Source organism: Sodalinema sp. (assembly GCF_046483825.1).
GTDB lineage: Bacteria > Cyanobacteriota > Cyanobacteriia > Cyanobacteriales > Geitlerinemataceae > Sodalinema.
Map to the genome: position 1 here is coordinate 1 of NZ_JAWOCL010000020.1, position 7,183 is coordinate 7,183.

8 protein-coding genes and 1 pseudogene are annotated in these 7,183 nt (G+C 48.3%); 3 read left to right on the top strand and 6 right to left on the bottom strand.

Annotated elements, in window-relative coordinates:
- The coding region (locus R6U67_RS01290; protein ID WP_410250862.1) for a caspase family protein at positions 1 to 268 on the bottom strand (268 nt) is incomplete at its 3' end.
- Positions 269 to 409: 141 nt separating this feature from the next.
- Between R6U67_RS01290 and R6U67_RS01295 the strand changes: the two genes are divergently transcribed.
- From R6U67_RS01295 to R6U67_RS01305, 3 genes are all read left to right on the top strand, one after another.
- Entirely contained in the window at positions 410 to 871 is a 462-nt protein-coding gene (locus R6U67_RS01295) for a hypothetical protein (RefSeq protein ID WP_410250863.1), read from the top strand.
- Between the two features lie 20 nt (positions 872 to 891).
- Complete coding sequence (locus R6U67_RS01300) at positions 892 to 2,346, top strand: hypothetical protein (RefSeq protein WP_410250864.1); 1,455 nt, start codon at positions 892 to 894, stop codon at positions 2,344 to 2,346.
- Between the two features lie 62 nt (positions 2,347 to 2,408).
- A complete protein-coding gene (locus R6U67_RS01305; protein ID WP_410250865.1) occupies positions 2,409 to 3,674 on the top strand; it encodes a DNA cytosine methyltransferase in 1,266 nt (421 codons plus the stop codon).
- A 113-nt stretch (positions 3,675 to 3,787) separates the two neighbouring features.
- On the opposite strand, the gene R6U67_RS01310 is transcribed toward R6U67_RS01305, so the two are convergent.
- The 5 genes and pseudogenes from R6U67_RS01310 to R6U67_RS01330 all read right to left on the bottom strand — a co-directional run.
- Positions 3,788 to 4,039 (bottom strand): hypothetical protein, encoded by a 252-nt coding sequence (locus tag R6U67_RS01310; RefSeq protein ID WP_068788077.1) that lies wholly within the window; start codon positions 4,037 to 4,039, stop codon positions 3,788 to 3,790.
- 119 nt (positions 4,040 to 4,158) lie between these two features.
- The gene (gene ureC / locus R6U67_RS01315) at positions 4,159 to 5,868 is read right to left on the bottom strand and encodes an urease subunit alpha (RefSeq protein WP_410250866.1); all 1,710 of its coding nucleotides are present in this window, start codon (positions 5,866 to 5,868) and stop codon (positions 4,159 to 4,161) included.
- Positions 5,869 to 6,052: 184 nt separating this feature from the next.
- Positions 6,053 to 6,358 (bottom strand): annotated as a pseudogene (locus R6U67_RS01320) (urease subunit beta); the annotation flags it as partial.
- A 78-nt stretch (positions 6,359 to 6,436) separates the two neighbouring features.
- A complete protein-coding gene (gene ureA / locus R6U67_RS01325) occupies positions 6,437 to 6,739 on the bottom strand; it encodes an urease subunit gamma (protein ID WP_087711686.1) in 303 nt (100 codons plus the stop codon).
- A 23-nt stretch (positions 6,740 to 6,762) separates the two neighbouring features.
- On the bottom strand, positions 6,763 to 7,183 hold a 421-nt coding region (locus tag R6U67_RS01330; RefSeq protein ID WP_410250867.1), incomplete at its 5' end, for an urease accessory protein UreD.

Below are 7,183 nucleotides of genomic sequence, written 5' to 3' on the forward strand. Positions count from 1 at the left end.
AATAGAAGAGAGCGGTTTCGGGGAGATGGCCATCTTCATCGATGGCAAATAAACACTCGATTGCCTTTTCTAAATCTTCTTTAGAAACCTGTTTATCAGGGTCTGAATTGACCCACAACCCAGCTTCATCGGTGGCGGGCAACCCTTTAATGTCCTCAAAACCAATCTCATGCAGTCGTTGAGCCACGGCATTAGCATCGTTAGCGGGCGTGTGAAGTTGTCCTAAATTAAGATAACGGTTAATTCCAACCACTAAAGCTCTTTTCATTATCCCCTACTACTGCTATACTAGAACTAGCCAGGTTTCCCGCTTCTTCAGGTGTTAGTCTATTGACTAAACCGACCCAGTTGAGACCGACGCTGACCCAGTATTACCAGTTTAATCGCAATTTCAAATCCTTGCTTGCCGATGGAACCTAATCTTGACAAAACGTTGCTTGCTTTCTTGCTGGCTCTCTACCACCTCGAACCTAAGCTCACGGATGATGAACTGTATGCGTTAGAAGAGCTAGGGGAGACTCTCGACGATGAGTGGGTTGGTGAGGAGTTGAATCTCATTGCGGATATTGAGGCGATCGCAGCGGCGAATCCCACCTTAAATCAACTGTATCAAGAGGCGTTGACAAAACTCGCACCTCTGAACCTAGAGCAACTCCATCAGGGGTTACCGTCTCCAGCGCAACTTGAGGCGCTCCTAGGGGTTAGTGCAACGAGCAGAGGCTATGTTCCCCAGGGTGAACCAACTCAAAAAACCAATGAGGTGGTGAATTTGAGTCGGATGGTGATGACGCGCGATCGCCCAGAAAAAGATGTTAAAAAGATTGACGAATTGGGCCGATATTGGGAGTTACCACCCGTCCCCATGTTTTAGACCTTTCCTGAGCAAATTTAATGGATAAGATTATTTATCCCACGGTTGATTTATTCCTCTATGATTTACGAGATGGCTTAGGCGATAATCCCGAAGAGGTTGACCAACATTGGCAGAAGTTTAAACAAAAACTACCCCAATCTTTCGAGAGTCTCCTAACCTTTGAGTCGGGGTTTGAATCAGAATATCAAGAACTCTTAATGGGTCAATTTGGTCATTTTGGCAGAGATTCTCAGGGGTACGAGGGGTTTTATTACCCAGTGCGGATGAGCGATATGTATGGCCTGTTGCTCGATTGTTCCCCGTCGGATTCTGTCACTCCACAACCACCGCAATGTTTCCAAAACATTAAGGGAGAAATTGAACGTCGTCTGGGTGACCATTCAGCGATGTTAGGTCAAACTTGGTTGATTTATGGCCAATTGCCTGAGAAGACTCAAAATCCGCAAAAGGTGGCTCAACTCTGTTATCAGGCGTTGTTTCCTGAGGCGAATTGGCAGGATGATTTTCAGGGAAAAGGTCGCCTGTTGAGGGGGATGGTGTTTGAACTGGATTCGTTTCAGGTGAAGTTGCAAGAAACAGTCAAGGACAACGCTGATTCTGGGGTGTCTAACGGCGGCTGCTTTGACAGTCGTCATGTGATTATTGTGTTGTATCCGACGGCGTATGCCGCTAAGTCTGGGGCAGAGTTAATCTATGATTGGATGCCGTTATTTGCTTATCGCGCTAAAATTCTCTGGGCTTATGGGCAAACTCGCCAACTAAAACAATGGCTCAAACAGGATTATGTGACAATTCAAGCGTGTTTAAAACAAATTCGCGGCAATCAGCATCAGGATTTACCCATCTCTGAGATGAAAGAGATTCTCAATCGAGCGCGTAATGTTGTCTCGAATTATACGATTGATATGGATGATTTTGCGTATCAATTGCGGACGATCGCCATCAATCTGGACAATTACCAAAAACGCCGTGCAACGCTGGAAAAAAAAGCGAGGTCAATGCAGAGTTTCGGTGGCGAACTATCCTGGACAGATTTGAGATTTTTAGAGCAGTTTAGTGAGAGAGTGAGGACGAAATATCTACGACAAGTTAAGAAAGATTATGAAAATTTGAGTCCAGGTTTAGAGCGATTGGAGTTTGCGATCGCCACGATTCGGGGTTTAGTTGAAATTGAACGCGCTCGGCAAGAACGGACGTTTCAGAATAATATCACAATTTTCGGTTGGGGGTTAGGGGCAGCTGCGATCGCGGCCTCCCTTTCGGCACAGTTTCCCTATGTGATTGTACCCGTGGAAGTGCTGACGACTGAACCCACTTCGGAGGGGGATAGGAGTATTTCTGTTGAACTCAATCCACCGCTGTCTGCGTCCTGGGATGCGGCGGTTCTCTCCTTGGGGTATAGTCTTCTTGTGGGGGTGTTGTTTATGGCGATCGCCTGGTTATGGATTAAGCGCAAGGAAAAGTCCAAGTGAACAGGTTGGACGATAGCTAGACGCAACGAGGAACGATCCAGTCAAACAATCAAGTCTTATCTATGGTGTCATCTTATCAAGGTTGGAATCTAACGGACGCAGAACGGGAAAAATATCGCCAAACCTCAAAAGCATCGAGTCAAGCGAAAGCTAAAGCGATGCGCGGCGAGGGGTTAACCCCTGTTCATGAGATTAACCAGCCTAACTTAAATCCTGATGACTTAATGCCAAAATTACCTAAAAATGGATTGCGATCGCTCTCCCTATTTAGTGGTGGAGGTGGCTTAGACTTGGGATTTGAGCGAGCCGGATTTGAACATATCGCCTCTTATGAAGTCTTAGAGGAGGCGGGAAAAACCCTCAAACAGAATCGGCCAAACTGGACTGTGTTTTCAGGCCAAGCAGGCGATGTGCGACAGGTAGATTGGACAACGTATCAGGGTCAGGTTGACGTCGTTCACGGGGGGCCTCCCTGTCAGCCGTTTTCAATTGCAGGAAGACAGCAGGGAAAAGGGGATGAACGAGATATGTTTCCCGAGTTTGTGCGGTCTATTTTGGAAATTAGACCGGCGGCTTTTGTTGCAGAAAATGTTTCGGCATTATCGAGCAAAAAATTTAACGACTATGTTTTTAACGAAATTCAAAAGCCCCTTGTGAAGCAGTACAATGTACTGCAAATCACGTTATATGCCCCAGATTTCGGGGTTCCTCAATCGAGAAAGCGTGTCTTTTTTATTGGCTTCAAAGATGCAAACTGTTTCAAGAAATTCATCAAGCCTGAGCCTGTTTATACTTGGGAACATCTTGTTATAAAGCGTCATCAGACAACAAGCGTATCCTCTCCACAACAACTTAATTTATTTAACCTAGACCATCCCCAATTAAAGCCTTGTCTGGGAGTAAGAGAAGCTTTAGGACTTCCTGATATTGGGGTTGACGCTCTGGCCCCAACCCTTCGCAGTGGTTTAACCGGACCCCGTCATACCACCTCAATTTTAAATAGTTCTTCGGCTCAAAAAGTCTGGAGAACTATCGAAATTTGGCCCAATGGCGTAGCAGCTAATCGAGAAAATGCTAGGTTATTTGTTGCCAAAAATAAGCATTTTCGTCTCTCCGTTGCTGATTGTGCCATCTTGCAAGGATTCCCGGAATCTTGGCAGTTTTCTGGAGCAGTTTATATGGTACTCGGGCAAATTGGTAATGCCGTTCCTCCCCCATTAGGGTATCAGGTTGCTTGTGGAATTTATCGGGCGTTAAAACTATTGAGTTATACAATGTCACAAAGAAGGCAAACGCCAACAACCATAAAGAAGTTCGTGAATAACTAAACTGGCTACCCCCACCTCAACCTGATGTCGTGTTAGCTTGCTCAAAACTTGCTGATTCGGGACAGGACGGCTTGGCTCAGACAGAATATTAGAATCCAGCAAAAATCGAATTGTCACAGCTCGATCTCCCGACCTGGGGTGCGATCTCTGAGATTAGCAAAGTCATCCTCTGTATAGACAAGTCCTTCTCGCTCAATGACCGCTCTAAAATTTAGAATCCCTTGCCAAAAACGTTCGCCACGGCTCTGATCAAATTGGTCGTTCTGAACTGTTTCTGATAACTTCACCTGAAGTACATTCAAGAGTACAGTTTGCTCATCCAATGACAAGTCATCCACGGCCTTAAGAATTTCCTGTAACGTCATTATTGAACCTCCAGGTTTATTGAGAGCAGATTATATCCGTTGCGGTAGGGGCATAACCCACCCCTAGCCCCTCCCAGGAGGGGATTTTTCGCCCCTACAAGTCCCCAAACCCTCATAGATTAAAACAAGAAATAGCGTTGGGCCATGGGTAACACTTGCGCCGGTTCACAGGTTAATAACTCCCCATCGGCCCGAACCTCGTAGGTTTCAGGATCGACCTCAATCTCAGGTAACGCATTATTTAACTTCAAATCTCCCTTGCGGATCTCGCGAGTGTTCGAGACCGCCAGAGTGGGTTTGCGTAACCCCAGTTGACGGCCAACCTCCGCCTCAACCGCCGCTTGGGAAACAAAGGTGACTGACGTGGCTGCGATCGCACCCCCATAACTACCAAACATCGGCCGCATATGCACCGGTTGCGGCGTGGGAATACTGGCGTTCGCATCTCCCATTTGCGCCCAAGCAATCATTCCCCCTTTAATGACTAACTCCGGTTTCACCCCAAACATGGCCGGTTTCCAGAGACATAAATCAGCCAATTTCCCCGCTTCAATCGAACCTACATGATTGGAAATTCCATGCACGATCGCCGGGTTAATTGTGTACTTCGCCACATAGCGTTTGGCCCGCAAATTGTCATGGCGATCGCAATCCCCCCCCAACGGCCCTCGCTGCACTTTCATCTTATGGGCCGTCTGCCAGGTTCGGATAATATTTTCCCCAACCCGTCCCATCGCTTGGGAATCGGAGGAAATAATACTAAACGCCCCTAAATCATGCAAAATATCCTCCGCTGCAATGGTTTCGCGGCGAATCCGGGACTCAGCAAAAGCCACATCTTCGGGAATGTTGCGATCGAGGTGGTGACACACCATCAACATATCCAGATGTTCTTCCAGGGTGTTCACCGTATAGGGACGAGTGGGATTCGTTGAAGACGGGAGAACATTGGCCACGCCACAGACTTTGATGATATCCGGGGCGTGACCGCCACCGGCCCCTTCAGTATGATAGGTGTGGATGGCTCGATTCTTGAAGGCGGCGATGGTGTTCTCGACAAACCCGGCTTCGTTGAGAGTGTCGGTGTGAATCGCCACCTGGATGTCATACTCGTCAGCGACGCTGAGACAGGTGTCAATGGCGGCGGGAGTGGTTCCCCAGTCTTCATGGAGTTTTAACCCTAAGGCCCCGGCTAACACTTGTTCGACTAATCCCTGTTTTTGGGAACTGTTCCCTTTCCCCATAAAGCCGAGGTTGACGGGAAACCCATCGGCGGCTTGTAGCATTCGCTGGATGTTCCAGGAACCGGGGGTGCAGGTGGTGGCGTTGGTTCCGGTGGAGGGGCCGGTTCCGCCGCCAATCATGGTGGTGATTCCTGAGGCGATCGCCGTCTCAATTTGTTGCGGACAAATAAAGTGAATGTGACTGTCAATTCCTCCAGCGGTGACGATACAGCCTTCAGCGGCGATCGCTTCAGTAGCCGGACCAATAATAATGTCAACGTTATCCTGAATGTGAGGATTTCCCGCTTTACCAATTTTGCAAATTTTGCCGTCTTTAATGCCAATGTCGGCTTTAACAATGCCCCACCAATCGAGAATTAGAGCGTTGGTAATCACCACATCAACTGCTCCATCTTCACGAGAAATGGGAGATTGTCCCATTCCATCTCGAATCACTTTTCCACCGCCAAATTTGACCTCATCGCCATAGGTGGTTAAATCTTGTTCAACTTCAATTATTAACTCAGTATCGGCTAATCGGAGGCGATCGCCCACAGTGGGACCAAAGGTTTCAGCGTAGGCGCGACGATTCATGAAGTAGGGCATAGGGCAAAAGAAGGGAACAGGGAACAGCGGATCTGGGAACAGAAACAACGTAGGGGCGTACCCTGGGAGGACCCACCCCGCCCTACGGGCACCCCTCCCAAGAGGGGAAGGGGCGTTATTTCTTTTTTTTCTTCTTCTTGTCTTTTTTGTCTTTTTTCTTGTCTTTGCTTTTTTCTGGTTTTTTGTCTAGGAACCCGTTAATTAAGCCGTTGAATCCGTAGATTTCACGAGTTCCGGCGAGGGTGACTAACTCCACTTCTTTCTCGTCTCCGGGTTCAAAGCGTACGGCGGTTCCGGCGGGAATGTTGAGACGCATTCCTCGGGTTTTATCGCGGTCAAAATTGAGAGCGGCGTTGACTTCAAAAAAGTGAAAATGTGAGCCAACCTGGACCGGGCGATCGCCACTGTTGGCGACGGTTATGTTGATTGTTGGGCGGCCGGCGTTGAGTTCAATCTCGCCCTCTAGGGGCAATAGTTCTCCGGGAATCATGAGATGTTCTCCGTAGGGTTTTCGCTGTTAAATTCCACGTTTGGACTTGACAAAAATAGGATTTTTTGATATGAGTATTTAAATAATTGGGTCGTGAACGGTGACCAATTTGGTTCCATCGGGGAAGGTGGCTTCGACTTGTACTTCCGTGACCATTTCGGCAATTCCATCCATCACATCTTCACGAGACAGAAGCGTTTTACCAAACTGCATTAACTCCGCCACGGTTCGCCCCTCCCTAGCCCCCTCTAAAATCCCCGCTGTGATATAGGCCACGGCTTCAGGATAGTTAAGTTTTAAGCCTTTGGCTTTGCGACGTTCAGCTAACAACGCCGCTGTGAAAATTAGCAGTTTATCTTTTTCTTGGGGAGACAGTTGCATAACAGTTACGGCCTAAAAAAACGTTAACAGGACCAAACACGAGGAACGGTGACCGGGCGATCGCCGTGGGATTGACGTAGGAGTTGCCGGAGATCGAGGAAGGCGGCACTGGCTTTTTGAGTCGATCGCCCCCGATATCGGCATATTACCCCAGATTGGCAACAAGAGACGGCGATTTCTCCCTCAAGGTCTCGCATTTCCCAGAGATGACGGGCTTTGTCGGCAATCTCCGGGGATACGGGTTGGCCAATCCAGGCTAACGTTCCCACGACAGGCTGGCCGTTTAAGCCGTTCGACGCATCGAGAAGGGGAGATCCTCCCGCAAGCTGTTGACGATCAATCCAGAGGGGAACGCCATTTCGATAGACTTCCGTCTGCGATCGCCAGTCACCGCTGTTGAACTGTTCCCCTCGGGCCGTTCGTCCAAATCGCAGTAACTCCCAG